Annotated in this window: 22 protein-coding genes and 1 tRNA gene; 5 read left to right on the top strand and 18 right to left on the bottom strand. The window is 65.5% G+C overall.

Annotation, left to right across the window (positions count from 1 at the left end):
• Positions 1–141: 141 nt before the first annotated feature.
• The 14 genes from yajC to rimI all read right to left on the bottom strand — a co-directional run bounded on the left by yajC (position 142) and on the right by rimI (position 11,954).
• Positions 142–492: a preprotein translocase subunit YajC gene (gene yajC, locus G394_RS0110840; RefSeq protein ID WP_028577669.1), complete on the bottom strand. Its 351-nt coding sequence runs from the start codon at positions 490–492 to the stop codon at positions 142–144.
• Positions 493–573: 81 nt separating this feature from the next.
• Positions 574–1,989: a beta-barrel assembly-enhancing protease gene (locus G394_RS18870; RefSeq protein ID WP_043775531.1), complete on the bottom strand. Its 1,416-nt coding sequence runs from the start codon at positions 1,987–1,989 to the stop codon at positions 574–576.
• Entirely contained in the window at positions 1,989–2,891 is a 903-nt protein-coding gene (gene nadE, locus G394_RS20235) for an NAD(+) synthase (protein ID WP_028577668.1), read from the bottom strand. Before nadE ends, G394_RS18870 begins: the two co-directional genes overlap by 1 nt.
• A gap of 9 nt (positions 2,892–2,900) precedes the next feature.
• Complete coding sequence (gene rho / locus G394_RS0110825; RefSeq protein ID WP_028577667.1) at positions 2,901–4,148, bottom strand: transcription termination factor Rho; 1,248 nt, start codon at positions 4,146–4,148, stop codon at positions 2,901–2,903.
• A gap of 254 nt (positions 4,149–4,402) precedes the next feature.
• Positions 4,403–4,933, bottom strand: coding sequence for a CarD family transcriptional regulator (locus tag G394_RS0110820; RefSeq protein ID WP_028577666.1), 531 nt, complete (start codon positions 4,931–4,933; stop codon positions 4,403–4,405).
• A 96-nt stretch (positions 4,934–5,029) separates the two neighbouring features.
• Positions 5,030–5,626: an aminoacyl-tRNA hydrolase gene (gene pth / locus G394_RS0110815; protein ID WP_028577665.1), complete on the bottom strand. Its 597-nt coding sequence runs from the start codon at positions 5,624–5,626 to the stop codon at positions 5,030–5,032.
• Between the two features lie 79 nt (positions 5,627–5,705).
• Positions 5,706–6,296 (bottom strand): 50S ribosomal protein L25, encoded by a 591-nt coding sequence (locus G394_RS0110810; protein WP_028577664.1) that lies wholly within the window; start codon positions 6,294–6,296, stop codon positions 5,706–5,708.
• A gap of 50 nt (positions 6,297–6,346) precedes the next feature.
• The gene (locus G394_RS0110805) at positions 6,347–7,291 is read right to left on the bottom strand and encodes a ribose-phosphate diphosphokinase (RefSeq protein WP_028577663.1); all 945 of its coding nucleotides are present in this window, start codon (positions 7,289–7,291) and stop codon (positions 6,347–6,349) included.
• 20 nt (positions 7,292–7,311) lie between these two features.
• Positions 7,312–7,387: transfer RNA gene (locus G394_RS0110800), tRNA-Gln, on the bottom strand.
• Positions 7,388–7,481: 94 nt separating this feature from the next.
• Positions 7,482–8,366: a 4-(cytidine 5'-diphospho)-2-C-methyl-D-erythritol kinase gene (gene ispE / locus G394_RS18860; protein WP_051307117.1), complete on the bottom strand. Its 885-nt coding sequence runs from the start codon at positions 8,364–8,366 to the stop codon at positions 7,482–7,484.
• A gap of 43 nt (positions 8,367–8,409) precedes the next feature.
• Positions 8,410–9,831 (bottom strand): DegQ family serine endoprotease, encoded by a 1,422-nt coding sequence (locus G394_RS0110790; protein WP_028577662.1) that lies wholly within the window; start codon positions 9,829–9,831, stop codon positions 8,410–8,412.
• Between the two features lie 135 nt (positions 9,832–9,966).
• Positions 9,967–10,953, bottom strand: coding sequence for a YheT family hydrolase (locus G394_RS18855; RefSeq protein WP_043775529.1), 987 nt, complete (start codon positions 10,951–10,953; stop codon positions 9,967–9,969).
• A gap of 3 nt (positions 10,954–10,956) precedes the next feature.
• Entirely contained in the window at positions 10,957–11,442 is a 486-nt protein-coding gene (locus G394_RS0110780; protein WP_028577661.1) for a peptidylprolyl isomerase, read from the bottom strand.
• A gap of 50 nt (positions 11,443–11,492) precedes the next feature.
• Positions 11,493–11,954 carry a ribosomal protein S18-alanine N-acetyltransferase gene (rimI, locus tag G394_RS21405; RefSeq protein ID WP_028577660.1) on the bottom strand — a complete coding sequence of 154 codons (462 nt, stop codon included), beginning with the start codon at positions 11,952–11,954 and terminating at the stop codon, positions 11,493–11,495.
• Positions 11,955–11,987: 33 nt separating this feature from the next.
• On the opposite strand from rimI, the gene G394_RS21400 reads away from it, so the two are divergent.
• Positions 11,988–12,506, top strand: a complete 519-nt coding sequence (locus G394_RS21400; protein ID WP_169725554.1) for an NUDIX hydrolase — start codon at positions 11,988–11,990, stop codon at positions 12,504–12,506.
• Here G394_RS21400 and mreB read toward each other — a convergent pair.
• Complete coding sequence (mreB, locus tag G394_RS0110765) at positions 12,499–13,524, bottom strand: rod shape-determining protein (protein ID WP_028577658.1); 1,026 nt, start codon at positions 13,522–13,524, stop codon at positions 12,499–12,501. The genes G394_RS21400 and mreB overlap by 8 nt on opposite strands.
• Positions 13,525–13,539: 15 nt before the next feature.
• The gene (locus tag G394_RS18850) at positions 13,540–14,571 is read right to left on the bottom strand and encodes a GAF domain-containing protein (RefSeq protein WP_043775525.1); all 1,032 of its coding nucleotides are present in this window, start codon (positions 14,569–14,571) and stop codon (positions 13,540–13,542) included.
• A gap of 201 nt (positions 14,572–14,772) precedes the next feature.
• On the opposite strand from G394_RS18850, the gene G394_RS0110755 reads away from it, so the two are divergent.
• From G394_RS0110755 to G394_RS0110745, 3 genes are read left to right on the top strand one after another with little or no spacing between them, the layout of a single operon-like run.
• On the top strand, positions 14,773–16,485 hold the full coding sequence (locus G394_RS0110755; RefSeq protein ID WP_028577657.1) for a hypothetical protein: 1,713 nt from the start codon (positions 14,773–14,775) through the stop codon (positions 16,483–16,485).
• A gap of 32 nt (positions 16,486–16,517) precedes the next feature.
• Positions 16,518–17,600, top strand: a complete 1,083-nt coding sequence (gcvT, locus tag G394_RS0110750; protein WP_028577656.1) for a glycine cleavage system aminomethyltransferase GcvT — start codon at positions 16,518–16,520, stop codon at positions 17,598–17,600.
• Positions 17,600–18,322, top strand: a complete 723-nt coding sequence (locus tag G394_RS0110745; RefSeq protein ID WP_028577655.1) for a 16S rRNA (uracil(1498)-N(3))-methyltransferase — start codon at positions 17,600–17,602, stop codon at positions 18,320–18,322. The genes gcvT and G394_RS0110745 overlap by 1 nt, the downstream gene beginning before the upstream one ends.
• A 17-nt stretch (positions 18,323–18,339) precedes the next feature.
• Here the strand turns inward: G394_RS0110745 and G394_RS18845 are convergent, their stop codons facing one another.
• Positions 18,340–19,743, bottom strand: a complete 1,404-nt coding sequence (locus tag G394_RS18845; protein ID WP_043775523.1) for a GTPase/DUF3482 domain-containing protein — start codon at positions 19,741–19,743, stop codon at positions 18,340–18,342.
• A complete protein-coding gene (locus G394_RS20230) occupies positions 19,740–21,233 on the bottom strand; it encodes a DUF2868 domain-containing protein (protein ID WP_156902574.1) in 1,494 nt (497 codons plus the stop codon). The genes G394_RS18845 and G394_RS20230 overlap by 4 nt, the downstream gene beginning before the upstream one ends.
• 196 nt (positions 21,234–21,429) lie before the next feature.
• Between G394_RS20230 and G394_RS18835 the strand changes: the two genes are divergently transcribed.
• Positions 21,430–22,311, top strand: a complete 882-nt coding sequence (locus tag G394_RS18835) for a radical SAM protein (protein ID WP_051307115.1) — start codon at positions 21,430–21,432, stop codon at positions 22,309–22,311.
• Positions 22,312–22,316: the final 5 nt, after the last annotated feature.

Here is a 22,316-nt window from a genome sequence, read left to right as displayed (position 1 = left end):
TCCTTATCCAAGGCAAACAGGTTAGGGGTGTCGTCAACAAAAAACACGCACCGGGGGCGAAACCTCCGGCGACGCGTACAAAACAAGGCCTGTTCCCGGTTGCGGAAACAGGCCTGCCTTAGCGTATGACGTGCCAAAAGGCTACTTTTTCTTGTCCTTGGCCTTGGCGGCGTCGGCGGTGATCACGGCCGAAATGAAGGCGCGGCCGACCTGCACCTGCAAGTCGTTGCCCAAATCCAGGGTCAGTATCTCGTCCTTGGCCTCCACCACCCGGCCGTACAGGCCACCGGCGGTGATGACGCGGTCGCCGCGCGACAGGTTGTCGAGCATCTGCTTGTGTTCCTTCTGCTTCTTCTGCTGCGGGCGGATGAGCAGGAAGTAGAAGATGACGAACATGAGAATGAGGGGCATGAAGGTCATGAGGGGCCCGCCGGGCTGGCCTCCGGCCGCGGGAGCCTGTCCCATGGCGTGGGCGATACTTTCAAAAAACATGATGTTTCCTCCGTTGACGTGATGTCGCGTTGTTCGCGCGTTGGCTACCCTGCGGCAGCACGAAATTCAAGACCAAACCGTCTAGATGCCCAGAATCTCCCTGTACTCGGCGATCTCGCTCCGCACCTGGCCGATCTTTTCCCGGTCCTTGCCGCCGGCGGCCAGGGCCTCGGCCGTCTCCATGTGGAAGGCGTACTTCGTGAACTGGCGCTTGTAGGCAAAGGCCTTGGCGTAGTTGAGATGCGCGTCGAACCCGCGGCCCATGGCAGCCTGGTAGCGGGCCAGGTTCTCCAGCACTTCGGAGTCACGCGGCACATCCTTGGCTACGCGCTCCATGGCCGAAACGCTGGCCGCGTAATTGCCCTGCTCGGCCACGGCCCGGGCGTAGAAAAAGAGGGCGTAGAGATCGTTCGGATCGCGCAGCACCGTTTCCTGCAACAGCTTGACCGACGTGGCGAGGTCGCCGAACTCGAAGGCATAGCGGCCGTACTCCCGCTTCCACAGGACGTCCGAGGGGTTGCACGCCATGGCCTCGGAAAAGGCCTTGCCGGCCTCCTCGGCGCGACCCAGGCGGCTCAGGGCGATGGCCCGGCCCAGACGGTCTCGGCACGTCGGCTTGACCGGCGCCGAAAACAGGGCCAGGGCCGAATTCGCATCCGTGTACCAGGCCTGAACGAGCATCTTCACGCGCTCGTATTCCGCATTGTCGGAGCGCCGCTCGCGCACCGCCTTGGGCAGCCTGGCCACGCGCTCCTGCATGTAGCCCACGCGCTCGTCGACGCCAGGGTGGGTGGACAGGTACGACGGCACATCCCCGCCCCCGGAAATCCACTGCAGCTTGCGGATCTTTTCGAAGGCCGAGGTCATGCCGCTCGGACCGAAGCCCGCGTCGACCAAGAAGCCCAGCCCGTACTGGTCGGCGTCGGTCTCGTTCTCGCGGGTGTACTTGAGCTGCATGGCCTTGGCGCCGGCCACGGAGCCCAGGGCCAGGGCGCTGGCGCCCTCGCCTCCCCCCTGGGAACCGACGAGCACGGCGGCCAGGATGCCCAGCAGCGATCCTGCCCCGGCCAGCTGGCCCTGCTCGATGGACTTGGCGATGTGCCGCTCGGAGACATGGGCCAGTTCGTGGGCGATGACGCTGGCCAGTTCGTCCTCGCCGGCCAGATTGGTGATGAGTCCGGTGAAAATCGTGATGTGGCCCGCGGCGGAGGCGAAGGCGTTCAAGGCCCCGTTCCTGACCACGGTGACCTTGATGGGGAAGGGCTGGGGGGGCATGGCCGCCACGAGGCGGTCGACGAGGGTCTGCACGTAGCCCGTGATGCGGGTGTCTTCGATGACCGGAAAACGCGTCTCGATGATGAGGTCGAATTTGCGGGCCAGTTCGAGTTCGTCACGGATGGTGAACTCGCCGAACGCATACGCGGCGCTGCGGGGGCAGGTCCAGGCGACGAGGAAGGCCAGCAGCCACACAGTCGCCCTTGTGCCGCGGGTGCGCATCACGTCCGCGCACCCCTCGGGTCCACCAGCACCGCGCCGTTGCGCTTGAACCCGCTGGCCAGAAAGCGGCGGACAGGACCAGACCCTTCGAGGACGGCCTTGCGGGCCGCCTGCTCGGCGGTCAGCCCGCTGTCGCGCTCGTCACGGCGCAGCCGGAAATATTCGCGGAACATGTCCTCGACCTGGGCGTAGGATTCGGCCTCCAGCTGGTCGAGGTCCGAATGGCTGATCCCGAGCCCGTCAGTGGGTACGGCCTCGATGGCCGCCTGCAGGGGCGCCGGGTCGGCCAGGCGGGCGCAGAGCATGCGCGCCAGATCATACTCCGAGGATTTGGGGATGAGCTGGATGGGGCTCACGTCCCCCACGTCGCCGTGCAGGGTCCAAAAGCCCGTCAGCAGTTCGTCGAGTTGGTCCGTGGACAGGACGCACCCACCGTGAAGCTGGGCCACGTGGTACAGGAAGAGCATGCGGGTGCGGGCCTTGAGGTTGCCTTCGGCCACGGGATTCGTGTTCGGATAGATCCCCGTGAAGGTTGCGGATATCTGCCGGTAGAGGTCCGTGAGGTCATGCTTGTGGGTGAGGGCCACGCCCTCGGGCGCCATGGCGTACACTTCGGCCACGCGCGTCCCGCGCTCGATCTCGGCCGGGGTGTTGGAGGCGATGGGCAGGCAGAATCCCAGGTAGGGGATGCCTCTGGAATGCAGCAGGGCCGCCAGGAAGGACGAGTCGATCCCGCCCGAGAGGCCCATGACGTAAAGCCTGAGCCCCGAAGCCCGCAGGTAGTCCTGCAGAAAATCGCCAAGGGCGTCCAGGAGCCCCGCGGAGGCCTTGACCTCCAGAAGCTCCAGCCACAGATCGAAGTCGTCGTCGCAGGGACATTCCATGCGGGGCAAAGCGGCCATGCCTCCTCCCTATGAGTTCATCATGTCCAGGAAATCCTTGTTGCTCTTGGTGCCGCGCATCTTGTCCAGCAGGAAGTCCATGGTGTCCACGGAGTTCATGGGGCCCATGATGCGGCGGAGAATCCAGACCTTGTTCAGGACGTCGGGTTCGAGGAGCAGCTCTTCCTTGCGGGTGCCGGACCGGTTCAGGTCGATGGCCGGGAAGACGCGCTTGTCCGCGAGGTGACGGTCGAGGTAGATGTCGCAGTTGCCCGTGCCCTTGAACTCCTCGAAGATGACTTCGTCCATGCGCGAGCCCGTGTCGACCAGGGCCGTGGAGATGATGGTCAGGCTACCGCCCTCCTCGATGTTGCGGGCCGCGCCGAAGAAGCGCTTGGGCCGCTGCAGGGCGTTGGCGTCCAGGCCGCCCGACAGCACGCGTCCGGAGGACGGAGTCGTGGCGTTGTAGGCGCGCCCGAGGCGGGTGATGGAGTCGAGCAGGATGACCACGTCGACCTTGCGTTCGACCAGGCGCTTGGCCTTCTCCAGGACCATCTCGGCCACCTGCACGTGACGGGTCGGCGGCTCGTCGAAGGTCGAGCTGATGACCTCGGCCTTGACCGTGCGCTCCATGTCCGTGACTTCCTCGGGGCGTTCGTCGATCAGGAGGACGATGAGGTACGCGTCGGGGTGGTTGATGCTGATGGAATTGGCGATGGCCTGCATGAGCATGGTCTTGCCGGTGCGCGGCGGGGCCACGATGAGGGCGCGCTGGCCTTTGCCGATCGGGGTCATGAGGTCGACGATGCGCGTCGAGTAGTTCTTGTCGGCGATCTCGAGGCGGAACTGCTCGTCGGGATAGATGGGCGTGAGGTTGTCGAAGAGGACGATGCGTTTGGCCTCCTCGGGCTCGCGGAAGCAGATCTCCTTGACCCGCAGCAGCGCAAAATAGCGTTCCCCCTCCTTGGGCGGCCTGATCTGGCCGGAGACGACGTCGCCCGTGCGCAGCGCGAAACGCCGGATCTGGGAGGGCGAGACGTAGATGTCGTCCGGACCGGGCATGTAGCTGGACGTGGGCGAACGCAGAAAACCGAATCCATCGGGCAGGATCTCCAGGACACCCTCGCCGAATATGGACCCGTTCTGGGAAGCGCAGGCCTGGAGCAGTGCGAAGATGAGCTCCTGCTTGCGCAGGCCGCTCACGTTCTCGATCTGATACTCCGCGGCGATATCCATGAGTTCGGCCATGGATTTGGTTTTCAACTCGGAAAGATTCATAACGAAACCTCGTAACAATGAAATGGCTTATGCCTGTGAGCGTAGGAGATAAGAAACAGACCTAAAGGTCGAAAATTATGTATTGTGAATTTCGAAAAATGATGGGTCAGAAAAGTGCTCTGGTATGAATGTAAAAAACCCTTTCAGGAGATCGCACGGACAATATGTGTTCTGCTTGAGGACTTGTAGTGTCTGGCAGGGATGGAACAATGAAATATCTGAACGTATCGAAAAAAACAAGGGGCCAAGGGCGGCTAATCGCCCTCGACTTCATCTTCCTCGGCCTTGGCCTGGAGGATGTCCGCAAACAGCGCCTCGATGGACTTCTTCACCTCGGCCTGATCCTGCTGCAAGGCGAAGGACAGCTCCAGGGAAATGAGCCCCATGGCCTGTTCGAGAAGCCTGCGCTCGCCGAAGGACAGTTCCTTGTCCTTGCCGATGAGAATGAGTTCCTTGAGGACGTAGGCCACGTCCTTGAGGTCACTGCTCTTGAGCTTCTCGGAGTACTCCCGGTAGCGGCGGTTCCAGTTCTGGCCGGAATAGCCCGTGAAATCGGAGCGGTCCTGCAGGTACTCGCGGATCTCCTCGGCCTGGGCAGAGGTGTAGACGCCGCGCAGCCCGACATTCTTGGCGTTGCGCACGGGGACCATCAGCGTGACGTTGTTGCTCAGAATACGCACGATGATGAGTTCCGTGGCTACGCCGCCGATCTCCTGGGTCTCAATCCTTTCGACCTTACCGACCCCCTGCGCGGGATAGACGACAAGTTCATCAACTGAAAACACAAGCGACCTCCACAATAACGAAATCGGACTGCATGGAAAAAAAAGAATAGCGCAAAAACAAAACGGCGTCCACTAAGCTCTGAAGTCAGCCAGTGGTCAGCGCGCGTGCAGACGGGCCGTCGCGGCGTCCAGGCCTTCGCGGCAATACTGCAGGACCGCCGTCACGGCGGCGTCGAGAACCTGGCCGACCTGCTCCCACTCGGCGGGAAGAAAGCCCTTCAGCACGTAGTCGGCCATGGCCTCCGGACCTTCGGGCCGCCCGATGCCCAGCCGAAGCCGGGCAAAATCGCGGGTCCCGAGATGGGCGGCCACGGACTTGAGGCCGTTGTGACCGGCAAGCCCGCCCGAGAACTTGAAGCGCGCCGTGCCCAGTGGCAGATCCAGCTCGTCGTGCAGTACCAGGACGCGCTCCGGGGTGACGCCGTTCTTGCGGCAGAGCTCGCCCACGGACTGGCCGCTCAGGTTCATGAACGTCTGCGGCTTGACCACGAGCCATCGCCTGGCCCCATAATTCTCGCTCACGTCCCACACTTCGGCCTTGGAGCGCACGCCCCTGGCTTCGCACGACGCGCCGGGCTCGGAGGCCCAATGGGCCACGAGGCGGTCGGCAAGAAGAAAACCGAAATTATGGCGGGTCCGGGCATACTTTGGACCCGGGTTGCCCAACCCGACAATCAGGCCGTCGTACGTCATGGGGAACCGTCAGGGGAGAGAAATGGACAGGACGGAGAGAACGGAGGCCCTGCCGGGCAGGGCCTCCGGAATGAACGGACTATTCTTCCTCGCCGGCCTTCGCGCCGCGACCGGCCTGGATGGTGACGACGGGGAAGTTGCGGTCGTAAACGGCCTTGACCCCTTCGGGCAGCACCAGCTGCTCGACGAAGACCTTCTCGGCGATGTCCAGATCGGCCACGTCGACGACGATGGAGTCGGGGATGATGGTCGGCAGGCAGCGGACCATGACGCGCTCCTCGAGGATCTCGAGCTTGCCGCCCAGGACCACGCCCTTGGCGCGTCCAACGGTCTCGACCGGAACGGTGACCTGCACTTCCTTGTCGAGTTCGATGCCGATGAAGTCCACATGATCGTAGCGGCGCTTGACCGGATGGGAGACCAGCTTCTTGAACAGAGCGTTGCGCTTCTCGACCTGGCCGTCGACATCGATGTGCAGTTCGAGCATTTTCGAGTAGCGAACCTTCTCGAAAACCTTGCCCAAAGCCATGTTGTCTACGGTAAAGGAGATGTTTTCACCCTTGGAGTTGTAGAAAACACCGGGAACCAACCCATTGGAACGCAAGCGGGCGCACGGGCCTTTTCCCCTTTCCTCGCGCTGCTTCAGCTGCAAACTAGTGACTTCAGACATGCTTTTCTCCTTTATTCATCAACTAAAAAATAGATCTTTTCCGAACGGGTTCAGCTGAACAGCACGCTCACCGAAGATTCGGAATGGATATTGTGAATCGCCTTGGCAATGAGACTGCCAACGGAAATAACCTTGAATTTGTCGCTCGCCGCGGCCTTGGGGTTGAGCGGGATGGTGTCCGTGACGATGACCTGCGAGAAGGCCGAACTCATCAGGCGCTCCACCGCCGGACCCGAAAGGACCGGGTGCGTGGCACAGGCCACGACATCCTCGGCGCCGTTCTCGGCCAGCAGGTTGCCGGCTTCGGTCATGGTGCCGGCCGTGTCGATCATATCGTCCAGGACCACGGCGATCTTGCCCTTCACGTCGCCGATGAGCTGCATGGCGTGGGCCTTGTTGGGACCTTCGCGACGCTTGTCGACGATGGCCAAGCCGACGCCGAGGCGCTTGGCGTATGCCCTGGCCCGCTCCGTGCCGCCGGCGTCCGGCGAAACGACGATGAGGTTGTCGCCGAGCTTGCGGATGTATTCGAGCAGCACTTGGGCGGCGTACAGGTTGTCGACGGGCTTGTCGAAAAATCCCTGGATCTGTCCCGAGTGCAGATCGATGGTCAGCACGCGGTCCACGCCCGCCACAGAAATGAAGTCCGCGACCAGCTTGGCGCTGATGGGCACCCTGGGCACGACCTTGCGGTCCTGCCGGGCGTACCCGAAATAGGGCACCACCGCGGTCACGCGACCTGCGCTGGCGCGCTTCAAGGCGTCCAGCATGAGGCACAGTTCCATCAGATTGTGGTTGACCGGGTAGCACGTGGACTGGACCACGTATACATCGTCGCCGCGCACGTTGTCACCCATCTCGATCCGAATCTCGCCGTCGCTGAAAACGTCGACCAGGGACGGAGTGATCTTGCAGCCCAGATGATCGCAGATGCGGGCGGCCAGGGCGGGGTTCGCGGTCCCCGTGACGATTTTCAGTTCACCGACGCGTGGCATAGTCTTTCCTTCAGAGTGTATGGCTGGGGCGGGAGGATTCGAACCTCCGAATGACGGAACCAAAACCCGTTGCCTTGCCAGCTTGGCGACGCCCCAACACAGGTCGCCCGGCCTTGTCCGGCCTACGGCTCCCCCGAGTAAAACAAAAAGACCGCCAGGTTTGTGGACCCGCAGCCCGACCAGAAAACCCTCACGAATCCAGCCGCACTGGCCTCCCGGAATGAATGCCGTAGCAGGCGTGCCCGAGGGAGCGCAGCCTGCCGGCGCACCGCGCGGCATTCTCAGAAGACGAAAAAAGAGCCACAAAGCTGGAGCCGCTGCCGCTCATGACACATGCTTCGGCAAAACCATCCAGAATCAGCTCTTTGATACCGTAAAGCACCGGAAATCCTTGAAAAACAACTTTCTCAAAGCTATTCCAGAGCTCGGGCGGTTTCGTGAAGCAAACATTCTTAATAGGGCTAAAATTCAGTGTCAACTCTTTTCTTGACCGCACCAGTCCCTGCGCCAGCATCTCGTCGTAACGTCTGTAGGCCCATGCCGTGTTGACGTGCACCTGCGGGCAGACGACCAGCACGACGTAGTCGTCCAGGTTCATGGGCACGGGTTCGAGCCCTTCCCCGATGCCCGTGACCCAGGCCGGGGCGTTGGCCAGGAAAAAGGGCACGTCGGCCCCCAGGGTCAAAGCCAGTTCCGCCAGTGCATTCGAGCCCAGAGCCTTGCGGCCGGCCCTGCCGTTGAGCCACGTAAGCAGTGTCGCGGCATCGCTGCTGCCCCCGCCGAGACCCGCGCCCATGGGGATGCCCTTGTTCAGGTGCACGGCCAGGCCCGGTGCGAACCCGGTGGCCGCGGCAAAGCGCTCGTAGGCCCGCGTCAGGATGTTCTCCCCCGCGGCCAGGGACGGGTCCGAACAGGTCAAGCGGAAGCCATCCCCGCCCTCGCTCACCGTCAGGACGTCGCAGGGCGCGGGCAACGGGTAGAAGAGGCTTTCGATCTCGTGGTAGCCATCCTCCCGCACCCCGACGATGTCCAGGTAGAGGTTCACCTTGCACCCGGCCGTGAGTTCCTGCGTCATGTCCGTCCTCGCGACAAAGCGCCCTTACGGGCGCTTTGTGCCGTCATGACAACGGGATGGTCCGGAACACGTTGCGTCCCTGGCGCTTGAGAAGGAGCATGACCACGCCCTTGCCCTTGGCGTCGCCGGCGATGACATCCTGCAGGGCCTTGGTGGTGTTCACGGGCTTCCCGTTGGCCTCGAGGACGACGTCGCCGGGGGCGAGGCCGCTCTGGGCAGCGGGAGAACCTTCCGCCACCTCGACCACCAGCAGGCCCATGGCGCGATCGAGATCCAGGGCCCCCGCTTCGGCTTCGGTCACCGGCCGCACGCTCAGACCCAGCACGGCCTCGCCGGGAGCTTCGGGGGAGCCGCCCGGGCTGGCCTGGGCCACCTTCTCGGCGTTGCGCTCGCCAAGGACCAGGGTCAGTTTCACGGTCTTGCCGTCGCGCCACACGGTCACGCCGACCTTGGCGCCGGGCAGCAGGTCGCCGATCTTGCGGGTCAGGTCGCCGGCATCGGCCACCTCGACCCCGTCAACGGCCGTGATGACGTCGCCTGCCCTGATTCCCGCCTTGTCGGCCGGGTCGCCGGGGGTGACGGAGGAAACGAGAGCGCCCTTGGCGTCCTTCAGGCCCAGGGCCTTGGCGGAGTTGGCGTCCACGTCCTGGATGGACACGCCGAGCCAGCCGCGCTTGACGGTCTTGTATTCCTTGAGCTGGTCGATGACCTGCCGGGCCAGGCTGCTGGGGATGGCGAAACCGATGCCCTGCCCCGAGGCGATGATGGCCGTGTTGATGCCGATGACTTGGCCGTCGAGGTTAATGAGCGGCCCGCCGCTGTTGCCGGGGTTGATGGACGCGTCGGTCTGGATGAAATTGTCGTAGGGTCCGGCGCCGATGGTCCGTCCCTTGGCGCTGACGATGCCGGCCGTGACGGTGTGGTCCAGGCCGAAGGGGTTGCCTATGGCCATGACCCACTGGCCGACCTTGAGGACGTCGGAATCGCCGAAGGTCAGGTACGGCAGGGAGCCCTTGGGCGCGATCTTGAGCAGGGCCAGGTCCGTCTCCTTGTCCGTGCCTACGACCTCGGCGTCGTAGGAAACCTCGCCGTTGCCGTCGGCGCGCAGGTTGACCTTAATGGAATCGGCGCCCTCAACGACGTGGTTGTTGGTCACTATGTACCCGTCGGCAGACATGACGAAGCCCGAACCCAGGGAGCGCTGCTCGCGGGGCACCCGCCCCTGCTCGCCGAAAAAGCGCTCGAACTGGTCGAAAAAGTCGCCGAAGGGGTGCTGGCCGCGCGGGGTCTGCCGGAAAAACTGCTGCATGTTCGGCTGTCCCTTGACCACCTTGACCGTGCTGATGTTGACCACGGCCCGGCCCGATGTCTCGGCCAGATCCGTGAAGTCCGGTAGTTGGGCGGCCGTGGCGGCCGACGCCAGGAACAGGCAAAGCAATGCCAGGGAACGAATCGCGTATTTCATGAGATACCTCCGTTGCTACGAGGTGAAGGCGAAAGCATAGGGCGTGCCATCTTCTCCATTGCCCGGCCGCACACTGCAGCGCATCAGCCGATGCGCACGAATGCGCACAATGGTGCACAAATTCGTCTCAGCGCGTCAACGGACGACGCAATTTTGCACATCAGGACAATCCGGGTACTGCACAAAGCGCATGGCAATCCACTCCGACCAGTACATCCACCCAGGATTTCCCGAGCCCACGAAACCGACATGCCCGCCGGTCTGCGGCATGACCATGGACACGGTCTGACTGTCGCGGACCTCGTCCACGGGAAAGCAGCGCGGACCCAGGAAGGGGTCGTTGGCGGCGTTGATGAGGCACGTCCTGTGCTCGATGTTGCCCAGGAACTGCCTGGAGCTGGAACGCCGCCAGTAATCGAGGGCGTCCCGAAACCCGTGCATGGGCGCCGTGAACCTGTCGTCGAACTGGCGGAAGGTCCGCAGCCTGTGCATGTCCGTCAGGTCGAACACGCCGGGAAAGACCCGACTCTTCCGGATAATCTTCTTTCGCAGCAGGTCAAGCAGGTAGCGCATGTAGATGGCGCATTCCGGGCGCTCCAGGGCCCCGGCCGCGTCCTCCAGGTCGCACGGCACGGACAGGGCCACCGCCCGGCGCACGATACCCGGGACCTGCGCCGGGTCCTCGCCCAGGTACTTGAGCACGACGTTAGCGCCGAGGCTGAAGCCCACCAGGTCGACGCTGCGGTAGCGCCCCAGGGACTCGACCATAAGCAGGACCTCATGCAGGTCCCGGGTCCATCCCGAATGGTACATGGTCGGCTTGCGGTTGAGCTCGCCGCCGCAGCTGCGGTGGTTCATGGCCAGGACATCCAGGCCGTGATGCCTGGCGGCCCTGGCCATGCCGAGCACGTACTTGCTGCGCGAATGCCCTTCCAGGCCGTGCAGGACGAGCGCCAGCCGGTCCGACCCCGTCCGCGACCAGTCCAGATCGACGAAATCCCCGTCCGACGTCTCCAGGCGCTGGCGCTCGTACGGCACCCGCGCCCGGACCCGGAAAACGTGCGGGAAAAGCGTCTGCACGTGGCCGCTGGAAAAGGGGAAGGCGGTCCGCAGCCGCACCACGGCCTATTCCTCTATATACACGCGGGTGATGAGGACCGGTTCCTTGGGCACGTCCTGGTGAAAACCGTGGTTGCCCGTCGCCACGGCGGCGATGGCGTCCATGACCTCCAGCCCCTCGGTCACGCGGGCGAACACGGCATACCCGAAGTCGCGCGCGCCGTGGTCCAGGAAGGCGTTGTCGCGCAGGTTGATGAAGAACTGGGAGGTCGCGCTGTCGACGACCTGGGTGCGGGCCATGGACAGGCTGCCGCGCAAGTTCTTCAGGCCGTTGTCGGCTTCGTTCTTGATGGGCTTTCCAGTCTGCTTCTCGCGCATGCCCTCGGTCATGCCGCCGCCCTGCAGGACGAAGTTCGGGATGACGCGGTGGAAGATGGTCCCGTCGTAGAACCCGTCGCGCACGTAGTTCAGGAAGTTTTCGCAGGTGATGGGGGCCTTGTCCTCGAACAGTTCGATCTTCATCGTCCCCATGGACGTTTCCATGACTATCATGATGGTTTCTCCTTGGATGTGTTTCATTCGTTGCACGCCGACCAAGCGCCTCAGGAATCGTGCGGGGCCGGCCACTCCAGCACCAGGGCGTCCTCGCCGCTGTCGGCGTAGTAGCCCTTGCGCAGCCCGGCCTGCGTGAAACCGCAGCTTTTGTAAAGGGCCCGGGCCGCCGCGTTGCCGCTGCGCACCTCCAGCACCGCGCGCTGCGCGCCCAGAAGACGCGCCCGCTCCAGGCAGTACCGCAGCAGCGCCCCGCCGATGCCCTGCCCGCGGCGGGCGCCGTCCACGGCGACGTTGACTATTTCCAGTTCGCCCGCCACGATGTAGGCGGTCAGATAGGCGACCATGCGCGGGCCTTCGAACACCCCGACCGCGAAGAAGCGGTCCTGCCCCAGGAGGGTTTCGAACCGCCCGGCGTCCCAGGGGTCGTCGAAGACGGAGGCTTCCAGGCCGGCCAGGGCCCGGGCGTCTTCGGGCCCGAGCAGGCGGGTGTGCAGGCCGGATTCGTGCATTGTGTTCAATCCTGAAAAAAAGTGCGGGTGCCCATGTCGACGGAATCGAGTCCGGACAGGATTTATGTGGTGGATGCCGAGAACCGCCCCCTGGCCGTCATGTCCCCCGAGGAGGTCCATGCGCAGGGACTCTCGCACCGCGGCGTCCTGCTGCTGCTCACGGACCGCCGCGGACGCCTCGCCCTGCGCAGGCTGCCAGCCGACCACTCCCTGCATCCCGGGCGCTGGGACGTGGCCGGGAGCGGCCATATCGGCGCCGAGGAGGCGGCCGAGGAGGCGGCGCAGAACCGTCTGCCCGCGGCTGCGGCCGATCTGGGGGACAGCCTGCGGCACGTGCGCACGCTGAACGCGGGCGCCGGCACGGGGGCCGAGATCGTCGAGGTCTTCGAGGCCGAACTGCCGGACAAGGCCGTCCAGGCCCTCGCCGGGGACCTCTCCTTCCTCTTCGTGGACCGGGACGAACTCGACGCCCTGGTCTCCTCCTTCCCCGAACAGCTCTCGCCGGACCTGCTGACGGTCTGGCGGACCCGCCTCACGAACGCGCCTAGTTGATATAGACCTTGGAGAAGGTCGCCTCGTCCTCCAGGGAACGGCCCGTGCCGCGCACCACCGTGGTCAGCGGGTCGTCGTCGATGTGCACCATGAGGGCGCTCTGCTGCGTGATGAGCTTGTCCAGACCCTTGAGGAGCGCCCCGCCGCCGGCCAGCAGGAGGCCGTTGGTGGCGATGTCGGCCACCAGTTCGGGCGGCGTCTTCTCCAAGGCCCGGCGCACGGCGGCGACGATGGCCGCCACGGGCTCCTTGATGGCCTCGCGCACATGGGAGTCGGTCAGGACCACGGACTTGGGGTTGCCGTCCACGAGATTCTTGCCGGCCACGCGGTACTGCAGGGGCTCGGCCAGGGGCACGGCGGAGGCGATCTGGATCTTGGCCGCCTCGGCCATGTTCTCGCCGATCAGGAGCTGGAACTCGTCCTGCACGTAGCGCTGGATGGCGTCGTTGAGCTCGTCGCCGGCGATGCGCACGGACTCGGAATAGGCCACGGCCGAAAGGGAGATGACCGCCACCTCCGTGGTGCCGCCGCCGATGTCCACGACCATGTTGCCGCGCGGCTCGTGGATGGGCAGCCCGGCGCCGATGGCCGCGGCCATGGGCTCCTCGATGAGCTTGACCTCGCGCGCGCCAGCCTGCAGGGCCGACTCGACCACGGCCCGCTTCTCGACCTGGGTGATGCCCGCGGGCACGCAGATGACCATGCGCGGCTTGACGATGCGCATGCCCGTGATGACCTTGCGCACGAAATAGGAGATCATGGCCTTGGTCACCTCGAAGTCGGCGATGACGCCGTCCTTCAAGGGGCGCACGGCCCTGATGCGGTCCGGGGTGCGGCCGAGGTATTCCTTGGCCTCGCGGCCCACGGCCAGGATGGAGTCGTTGCGCACGTCGAGTGCCACCACCGAGGGCTCGTTGAGCACGATGCCGTCCTTGGGGGAGTAGAGAAGCGTGTTGGCAGTGCCGAGGTCCATGGCCAGATTCTTGCCGAGAAAGCCGAAAAGCTTGCTGAAAAACATGAAGGCCCTACCTGCTTACGGATGTGAGTCGGGGTTGTCGGATTCGGAGGGCTCGTCGAATTCCGCCAGGATCGGCGGGGCGAGCTGCTTGACCTTGTTCTTCAAATACAGGTTCTCCAGGAAAAGCGCCAGGTAGTCGGCCGCCATCCTGGCGAAGGCGCGGATTTCCTCGTCGATGACGCGGCACTCGCGGTCGCCGAAGACCAGCACGCCGCGGCAGCGCCGGTGCACCTTCAGGGGCAGGGCCAGCAGCGTGTTCAGGGCCGGGCCCGGGACGTCGCGCCCGAAAAGCGGGGTGCGCCCCAACTCGCTCTTGCCGTCGCCGAAAAAGATCGACCGGTTCTTCTTGAAGACCCAGCCCAGAAGACCGCTGCCCGTGCTGAAGGTCTGCCGGGCGGCCACGTTGTCGGGCATGAAGGGCTTATTGCTGCCTTCGAGCAGATAGTTGTCGCCCCACTCGTCGCTGACCACGAGAAAGGAGTACTCGTAGCCGCAGGCCCCGGCCAGCAGGGCCAGGTAGCGGTTCAGAAAGTCCGACCACCGAGGGTGCTGCTCGCGCAGGGCGTAGACCTGCTGCAGGATGCCGTAGAGGGCCTGCTCGCGGCTGGACACCCCGGCCGCGCCCACGTCGTCGACGATGGCCGCGACCACCCCGGCGAACAGCGACAGCACGCGCTGGTCCTTGGAGGTGAAGGCGTAGGTCTTCTTGCTGTCCATGCACAGGGCGCCCAAGCCCCCGGGCAGGGGGCAGCCCACGAAGACCTTGATCTGTTCTTCCTGCTCCGAGCCGTAATAGCCCAGGAACGTGTTCTTCTCGTCGAACTTCTCCACGGACAGGGGCGCGTTGTTCTTCAGGATCCAGCCGACGAGGCCGTACCCCGGGTCGATGCACAAGTCCTTGCGGATGGAATCCCCCAGGCTGAAGGACGCGCTCAGGTCGAAGCGGCCTTCGGGGTTGCGGCAGAACAGCACCACGGAATAGGCGTCGAAGACGCTTCCGATGCTTTCCAGCAGCCTGTTCAGGGACGGATATTTTGTCGTGGTCATGTGATGCGTGCGCTCTTGCTGCGTTCCGGGACGGAGCCGGACGCGAGTCCGGTCAGACGGACATAGAGGGAAACGTGACCGGCGGCAACCATGCCGGCACGGGTCGGATCATCTGGAAAATCCAGTTTACGGACAGGGCAAAACATGCCACACAGTCTACACACAACGGTAACAAACACAATGGGATAGTTGGCCGTCCGCATGTCCTGGTTCAAAGCCTTCTCGAAAATTCCGTCCCTGGCCGCCCTGAAGAACGGACAGTTGCTGCCGAAAGCACCCCTACGCAGCCTGGGTGAACTGCGGACTTTTCTTGATTACGTTCACATCCGGCACTGCCTGCTCAAACCGTATGCCGAACAACGCAACTATCCCCTCGTCTACGCACGCGACCTGCTCCCCTCCTTCGAACCGAACCTGACGGAATACCCCGAGCTTCCGGGTTTCTCCATGGTCGCCTTCGAGCGCCCCCTGGACTATTTCAACGAGGTCTTCCAGTTCGACCTCCTGCACACCTGCCGCGACCCCGACCTTCGGGCGACAGGTGACACCTGCGTCCTGGAAAGCCCTCTGCACGGCAGCAACCTGGACGCCTTCCTGGACCATCTGCCGCGTGAACTGCGCGAACAGTTCCAAGCCGACACCCAGGACCGCCAGATCTCGGACATCGCCAGCTACAGCCTGCTCGTCGGCTACCTCTCGCGCATGGACCGCGCCCATGTCATGTCCCTGGACCGGGAAGGGCAGTTCTACCTTTCCGGAATCTACGCGTCCCTGCCCTCGGACCTGGACACGGAACTCAAGCGATTCGGGCTCAAGGCGCGCAAGTTCCGTCCCGACGACAACGTCCTGTACGAACGCAACCGCGAGTTCGTGTACCAGTTCCTGATGGAGCTGTACGGCTACCCCATCTCCTCGGAGCGCAAGACCTCGGCCGCCATCTTCGCCCGGCGCCTGCACAAGATGGGCGAGCGCTTCCTGATCAAGGCCCTGGGCCAGTCGGACCGCACCCTGACCTCCATCTACAGTACGGAACCGGGGCAGCCCTACCCGCAGGTGGAAAAGGTCGCCCTGGTGCCGGTCGAGACCAAGGCCGCGGAGACCCTCGATTTCCTCGAAAGCGAGGGCTTTTTCCTGGACCGCAGGAAACGGGCGGTCATCCTGCGCGTGGTCTACAGCCAGCACAAGTTCGACCCCAACAACGTCCGCCAGGACCGCGCCCTGTCCGTGCTGCGGCAGGAGATCGTGCACCCCCTGACCGGCCGCGTCTGCACGTCGGTCAACCTGGTCAAGGACACCTACACCATGAGCCTCAAGCTCAACGACATCGTGCGCGGCGAGTTCGTCGGCACGGCCGTGTACAAGCGCAACGAACTCGTGGAAAACACCGAGAGCCACGCGAACCGCCTGAAGTTCCTGCACTCGTGGCTTTGCAAGCACCAGCGGCGCATGATCGCCTACTCCGACGAATTCTACGCCGAGATCGTGCACGTCCTCGACGGCTACCTCGCCGACCCGGAACTGACCGACGAATTCGAGGACCTGCGTGACCTCTACCAGGAGGTCTGGGGGTCCTACAGCTTCATCAAGCAGGCCCGCAAGATCAAGCAGCTCGAAGACCTCAAGGACCGGCTCCACAAAGGCAGGAGAATCTCGTATCTTGAGGCGCTGACCCTGGCCACGGCCCTGATCTCGGAGCTCAAGTTCGAGTTCGCAACCTTTTTCGAGCCCCTCATCAACCAGGCCATCCACTTCGCCGAAGCCATGCTCAACGACCGCTACCTGATCCGAACCTACGTCCGGGAAAAGGACGAGGAACTCACGGAAAACGGCCTGCGCATCAAGAAGCTCTACCGCAGGCTCGTCTCCCTGGTTGACGAACTGAGGGCCATACGCAAAACAAGGGCCGAAACATGATTTTCCTCATCCTTTAACAGCGGGATACACCTATGTCCGAATTGCTGACCACCCCCCTTCACGCCTGGCACAAGGACAACGGCGCCAGGATGGTCCCCTTCGCGGGCTGGGACATGCCGGTCCAGTACGTGGGCATCCTCGAGGAGCACAAGCACACCCGAGCCGCCGCCTCCATCTTCGACATCTCCCACATGGGCGAGTTTCTCCTGGCCGGCGACGGCGCCACCGACGCCCTGGCCCGGATCGTGACCCACAATCTGGCCAGCCTGGCCCCGGGCAAGTGCCGCTACGGCTTCCTTCTGAACGAGAAGGGCGGCGTGCTGGACGACCTCATCGTCTACCGTCTGGAAACGGACAAGTACATGCTCGTGGTCAACGGCGCCTGCATCGACTCTGACTTCGCCTGGATCGGTTCGCTCCTCCCCAAGGACCTGACCTTCGTCAACCAGAGCTTCGGCATCGCCAAAATCGACCTGCAGGGCCCGGCATCCTTCGACGTCCTGTCCAGGGTCATCCCCGGAGACTGGGCGACCCTGGGCTATTTCGGCTTCCGGGAGGCGGAGGTCGACGGCTTCAGGCTCATCGTCAGCCGCACGGGCTACACGGGCGAACTGGGCTACGAGTTCTACCTGCCCTGGGCCAAGGCGCAGGTCCTGTGGGACCACCTCATGGCAGACCCAGACGTGCGCCCGGCGGGCCTGGGCGCTCGCGACACCCTGCGTCTGGAAGTGGGCCTGCCCCTCTACGGACAGGACCTGGACACCGAGCACACGCCCGTCGAGGCTGGTTACGGGGCCATGCTCAAGAGCGAGGCCGACTTCATCGGCAAGGCGGGGCTCGATACGGTGCGTGAAAGGCTCATCGGCCTGCGCATCGAGGGACGCCGCAGCGCCCGCCATTACGACGAGGTTTTTGTCGGCGAGACCAAGGTCGGCATCGTCACCAGCGGCTCCATCGCGCCGAGCCTGGGCTGCTGCGTGGCCATGGCCTACGTGCGCGCCGACATGGCCGAGCAGACGGCCTTCACCATCAAGGGCGCGCGGACCAGCCTTGAGGCCGCCCGCGTCGACATGCCCTTCTTCACCGCCGGCACGGCCCGCAGAAAACTGGGCTGATGCCGCGCCTCAATTCCTTCCATCTGGCTCCCGCCCTGTGGCGGGAGCCTTTCGTGCTGGACGGCGAGGAGGCCCGCCACCTGACCCGAGTGCTGCGCGCCAGGGTCGGCGACACGGTGCGCCTCTTCGACGGATGCGGACGATGGGGGATCTTCCGCATCGAACGGATCGGCAAGCGGGATGCGGGCCTGGTCCTCGTCGAGGAGCATGCCGCGCCCGCGTCGGCCTTTCCCCTGACCCTGGCCGTAGGCTGGTCCAAGGGGCTGCGGCGGGGCTTTCTGCTGGAAAAGGCCGTGGAACTCGGTGCGGCGGCCGTGTGGTTCTGGCAGGCCGCCAGGTCCCAGGGTGAGGTCCCCGAGGACGGGAAGGAAGGTTGGGAACGCCAGCTCATCGCCGCGGCCAAGCAGTGCGGCACGGCCTGGCTGCCCGAGATCCGGACTTTCGCCGGGCCCGGGAACGTTGCCCTGGCCGCTGCAGGCATGGGTTCGAACGTGCTGTGCTGGGAAAAGGAGGACAGCCGCCTCGTGGAGCCGGACGCGCTGGTCCATCCCCGAGGCTGCGTGGCGGTCCTGGGCCCCGAGGGCGGACTGGAGGACCCGGAGGCCCGCGCCTTCGTGGAGCACGGCTTCACCCCGGTCGGCCTGGGCCCGAGCATCCTGCGCTTCGAGACCGCCGCGACCTTCGTCATGTCATTGCATCTCTGGGCGGCCAACAGAAGATAGCCCCCGCCCGCCGTGGCCTACAGCCGCGACATCCGGTCCAGTTCCCCCTCCAGCAGCCTGCGCAGGTCCGCCTCCAGGGCCATGGCCCTGTCCGTGCCGCCGTCCCTGACCGCCTTGAAGAACTCCGCGCACAGGGCCCGGGCCTCGCGATCCCAGGTGCCGGTCAGGCCCTGCTTGCCGCCGTCTGCCGGGACCGGCAGGAAATCCTTGTCGCGCACGGCGTGGGACCAGTGGATCACGTACCAGTAGTGCATGAGCAGGCGGTCCAGCAGGATGTAGACCCACTGCACCGCGCCCAGGGGCCCGACCTGCACGCGCCGCCGGCCGATGCCCAGGCCCATGAGCCGCCCCCTGACCAGCCCTTCCCCCTTGAACAGCGCGGCCAGCCCCGCGGCCGCGCCGCCCACGCCGGCGAAAATCCCCAGGCTGTGCCCGAGGGTGGCCAGGTCCAGGGCCGCCCCGGCCGCGCCGCCGGCGGCCACGGCCGCGGCCACGAGCCTGGTCCTGCTCAGGCCGAAGACGGTCCAGGTGGTGGTCGAAAAAAGGTCCTCGCGCAGCACGGACTGCTCCGGCAGGGCGAAGGAGCGCCTGTCGTGGCGGAACTGCAGGCAGACCTGGTCGTGCAGCCGCCCCTCCTCGGCCCGGATGCGCTCCTCCAGCCGCCTGGCCAGCACGGCCTCCTTGTCGGCCCGGTCCTCGTCCTCGGCCAGGGGGGCAGACTCGCTCATGGTCAGGACGCGCCGCAGAAAATCCACGGCCAGAGACGCGCATTCGGCATTGCGCCGCTTCCAGTCGCGGGCGAAGGCGTCCACGACCCGGCCCAGGGCCCCCTCCCAGTCCTGCTCCAGGGCGCGCAGGCTCTCCAGGAGACGCAGGCGTTCGGCGAAGGTGGCCCGCAGGGCGTTGAAGACGCGGACCATGTTGAAGTGCCTGCGCAGCTCGGCCTTCCACTCCTCCAGGAATTCCTCCTCGCCCGTCTTGCAGTTCAGGATGGCCATGCGCGGTCGGCCCGTCAGGCGCATGATCTCCATCTCGGCCTTGTCCACCTGCCGCATGGGCCGCGAGGCGTCGAGAACGTAGATGATGCCTGCGCCTGCGATGACCGGCGTCAGCAGCTCGCATTCGTGGGCCATGCCCGGGTCGTCGGCGAACTCGGCCAAAAAGGCCGGCAGCAGTTCGGACTCGGAACCAGAATACTTGCGCAGCCAGCCCAGGGTCTGCACGGGGTTCTGGAAGCCCGGCGTGTCGACGAAGGCGATGACCTCCCGGCCGTCGATGGACACCGGGTAGGCCTTGGCCTCCACGGTTTCCCCGGGCCTTGGGCTCACGCGGATGGCGTCGTTCTCGACGAGGGTGGCCACCACCGAGGACTTGCCTTCGTTGGGGTGTCCAATGACGGCGAATACCGGCATGTCGCTCATCTTTCAGCTCCGAAGATGTCGATTCTGAGCGGCGCGAGCCGTTCGACGGCCGCGGACCAGACCTCCCGGTCCACCGCGGACGCCGCGGTCAGCCAGCGGCCCTTGGCGGGGCGGCCGCAGAGCACGAGTGTCAGGCTGCGCCCTCCCGCCTCGTCGCGCCCCAAGATTTCGAGGGCCTGGAGATTCTCCCTGATGGGCGGCTGCCACGCCTCCACCAGCACGACGTAGCGTTCACGGCCGCCGGTCCATTCCAGTCCGGCGCACTCGGCCAGAACCCGCCGCACGTCGCCGCTCTCCAGGGCGGCGGAGACGATGCGCACCGGAGCTTCGCCGCCGACGCGCAGCGCCGTGGCGGCCAGGTCCTCCCCGGCGACGCGCCCCTCCAGTTCGGGCGGCAGCAGAAACACGCATCCGGCGCCGTCGGCCCCGGCTTGGCCGTCGGGCGCGACACCATCTCCGGGCGTCGCGGTCCGGAGAGGCAGCGCCTTGGACACGGCCTCCGAGGAATCCGATGTTGCGACCAGGGGTGAACGCATGCGGTCCGCGATGCGCCCCAGGGCGGGGTGGGCAAAGCCCCTTTCCAGCCGCCGCAGGGCGCGGCGGGTGAAACCCAGCAGGACGAGCCGCGGCAGCAGGGCGTAGGTCAGCAGGCACATGGCCAGAAACGGCCACCAGGCGACGAGGTCCGCGCTGGCCAGGGTCGAGATGCCCTCCTTGAGGACGATGCGGCTGCCCTCGATCTGTCCCATGGTCGGCGTCAGGCCCCACTGCGCGGGCAGCCAGGACCACGGCAGCGCAAACAGGGACACCAGCGCGTGCATGCCCTGCGCCCCGACCTGCAGGGTCGACTGCCAGCCGAAGGCCAGGTCCGTGACCGTCACGCCGACCAGCAGCGCCGCCAAGGAGCCGATGGCCAGGCTCAGCCCGCCCAGGTGCAGGAGCCCCAGGCATTGCCAGGCCAGCATGCGCGCCGGCCAGCCCTGCCCCAGAAAAAGGGTGCGCAGGAAACCGGCCTGCGCCCCGAGCCGCCCCTGCCTACGCCACAGCAGGCTGAACAACGGACGGGCCGGGATGCGGAACTGCCCCAGCCCCATGGCCCTGGCCGCAAGAAGCAGCGCGGCCAGCAGACAGAGCCCCGCCTGCGGGAAGACGGCCAGAAGCAGGAAGACCGAGACGTTGACGGGCTCCGCGCCGGCGTACGCGAGCAGGCCCCTGACCAGCGACGCCCCCGCGGCCAGTCCGGCCACGGCCAGGATGAGGCGCAGGACGTTCAGTCCCGAGGCCAGAACCGACGCCGGCGTCGTCCCGGAGTCGGCGCGGCGGCGGAGCAGCCAGAACATGCCGAAGCCTTCCGCAGGCACGGAGGCCTCTTGGGCCTCCAGCCCGAGCCTGCGGTCGCGCCGCAAGGTCGCGGCGGGGTCGGCCAGCCGGTCCTGTTCCAGAAACCATTCCAGATCGAGAAAGTCGCCGAAGCGCATGCCGTGTTTCATGACGGTCAGCCATACCAGCACCGGGGCGGGTTGGCAAAAGCAGGAGAAGGCGCGCCGGCCGGACCTTGTCAACACACGTGCGAACCGCTAGCACTGGCCTGCCGGCAGGGCGGCGACTTCCAGCGTCCCACCGGGATCAATCCCCGAAAATGGCCATGCGCCGCCGTTGCCGCGGCCGCACGGCCCGGACGACGCCATGACGAATTCCGGACACACCATGTTCCGCCCCCCGGCCGAAGCCGCCAGCGTTCTCATCCGCGTGGCCGACGGCTGCCCTCACAACTCCTGCGCCTTCTGCGCCATGTACCGGGGCGTGCCTTACCGCGAGCACGGCACGGCCGAGATCGAGATGGCCGTCGCGCAGGCGGCCAAGCTTCGGCCCGACGCCCGGCGCGTCTTCCTGGCCGACGGCGACGTCCTGGCCCTGTCCGCGCCGACCCTCGCCTTCATTCTCGACAGGCTGCGTGCCGCCTTTCCGCGCCTGGCCCGCGTCAACTGCTACGCCTCGGGCCAGGCCCTGGCGGCAAAAACGGACGCCGAACTCGCCGGTCTGCAGCGCGCGGGCCTGCACACCCTCTACCTGGGTCTGGAAAGCGGCTCCCCGCAGGTGCTCGCGAACATGGCCAAGGCCGGAAGCGTCGAGGACATGGTTCGGGGCTGCAAGCGGGCCCGGCAGGCGGGCCTGGCCGTGTCGGCCATGGTGCTCGTGGGACTCGGCGGGCGGGACCTGTCCGCAGTCCACGCGCGGGAGACCGCCGCGGCCGTCAACGCCATGCAGCCCGACCTGCTGTCGTTCCTGCGGCTGGTCCCGGTGCCGGGCACACCCCTTGAACGGCGCATCGAAAGCGGCCGATTCCGGCAGCTGACCGAGGAAGAGGCCGTGCGCGAGACGCGCGCCATCCTGGCCGGCCTCGAACTGCGGCGCACGGTCTTCCGGGCGGACCACGGGTCGAACGTCCTGCCCATGGCCGGACGGCTGCCCCGCGACCGGGACGCCCTGCTGGCCGAACTCGACGAACTGCTGGGCTGCGGCGTGCTGGACGCTTCAGGCCCCGGCCCCATGCCCTCCCTGCTCTGATATGC

Source organism: Desulfomicrobium escambiense DSM 10707 (assembly GCF_000428825.1).
Lineage (GTDB): Bacteria > Desulfobacterota > Desulfovibrionia > Desulfovibrionales > Desulfomicrobiaceae > Desulfomicrobium > Desulfomicrobium escambiense.
Note: the sequence above shows the minus strand (reverse complement) of the source record. Positions and strands in the feature narration are given on the sequence as shown.